The sequence below is a fragment of the Burkholderia sp. AU4i genome, from assembly GCF_000466765.1.
Taxonomy (GTDB): domain Bacteria; phylum Pseudomonadota; class Gammaproteobacteria; order Burkholderiales; family Burkholderiaceae; genus Burkholderia; species Burkholderia cepacia.
In genome coordinates, this window is the sequence record NZ_ASSI01000455.1 from 1 (window position 1) to 1,465 (window position 1,465).

The 1,465-nt window shown below is 73.7% G+C and carries 2 protein-coding genes; both read right to left on the reverse strand.

Going from position 1 to position 1,465, the window contains the following annotated elements; genetic code table 11:
- Positions 1 to 677, reverse strand: a 677-nt coding sequence (locus L810_RS43460) for an aminotransferase class I/II-fold pyridoxal phosphate-dependent enzyme (protein WP_042978499.1), incomplete at its 3' end; no start/stop codon positions are given.
- Positions 670 to 1,465 (reverse strand): adenosylcobinamide-phosphate synthase CbiB (gene cbiB, locus L810_RS43465; RefSeq protein ID WP_042978500.1); only part of this gene is annotated, 796 nt, incomplete at its 5' end. The genes cbiB and L810_RS43460, both read right to left, overlap by 8 nt.

Below are 1,465 nucleotides of genomic sequence, written 5' to 3' on the forward strand. Positions count from 1 at the left end.
GCGCCGAGCATGTCGCGCAGCGCGACGATCTGGCCGGGGCACGCGAGCACGAAGCCTGCGCGGATGCCGGCGAGCCCGAAGAACTTGCCGACCGACCGCAGCACGACGAGCCCCGGGCGATCGACCTGCGGCGCGAGCGACTGCGTCGCGCCCGTATCGGCGAACGCCTCGTCGACGATCAGCGTGCCGCCGCGCGCCGACAGTTGCGCATGCCAGCCGAGCAGGCGTTCGGGCGGCACGAATTCGGCGGTCGGATTATTCGGATTCCCGACGATGACGTGGCGCAGCGTCGCAGGCAACGTGTCGGCGCCGACGTCGAGCGCGACGACGCGATGGCCGTGTCGCGCGAAAGCGGGCGCGTATTCGCCGTACGCGAGCGTCGCGACGCCGGCGTCGCCGGCCGGCAGCAGCGCGGGCAATGCGCGGATCGCAGCCTGGCTGCCGGCCACCGGCAGCACGTGCGCGGGATCGGGCGCGTGGTAGTACTGCGCGGCGTGGGCCGCGAGGCCGTCACCGTCGTCGGGCAGCCGGCGCCATGCGTCGGCCGGGACGGGCGGCACCGGATAGCCGACCGGATTGATGCCGGTCGACAGGTCGAGCCACGTGTCGTACGGAATGCCGTGGCGGCGTGCGGCTTCATGCAGGTTGCCGCCGTGCGTGATGCGGGTGTCAGACATGATGGGTGGCCATGACGAGTGCGCCGCTCGCGACCAGCAGCGCGAGCCACAGGGCAAGCGTGCGCGTGACGAGCGACAACGCGGCGACGATATGGACGGCGCTCGCCGTCGCGCCGGTGCCGAGCGCCGGACGATCCTCGATCTCGCCGTGATAGACGGCCGGGCCGCCCAGCTGCACGTTCAGGCTGCCGGCGCCGGCGGCCATCACCGGGCCCGCGTTCGGGCTGTCCCAGTGGCGTGCCTGCGTGCGCCAGCAGCGCCATGCGGCGGCCGTGTCGCCGAGCAGCGCGTAGCTCGCGGCCGTCAGGCGCGCGGGAATCCAGTTGAGCGCGTCGTCGAGGCGCGCGGCGGCCCAGCCGAAGGTCAGGAAGCGCGGCGTGCGGTAGCCCCACATCGCGTCGAGCGTGTTCGCGAGCCGGAACAGCAGCGCGCCGGGGCCGCCTGCGACGACGAACCAGAACAGCGCGCCGAAGATCGCGTCGTTGCCGTTCTCGAGCGCGGATTCGACGGCCGCACGCGACAGCGCGCCTTCGTCCGCGTCGCTCGTGTCGCGCGACACGATGCGCGCGGTGAGCGTGCGGGCGGCGCCGAGGTCGCGCCGCAGCAGCGCCGCGGCGATCGGCGCGACGTGGTCGGCGAGGCTTTTCGCGCCGAGTGCGAACCACAGCAGGGCGATGTGCAGCGCGGCCGCGAGCGGCCATGGCAGCACGGCCGCGAGCCATGCCGCGACGGCGACCGGCGGCACGACCGCCGCGATCCATGCGGCGACGCCGATCACGCGGAGATCG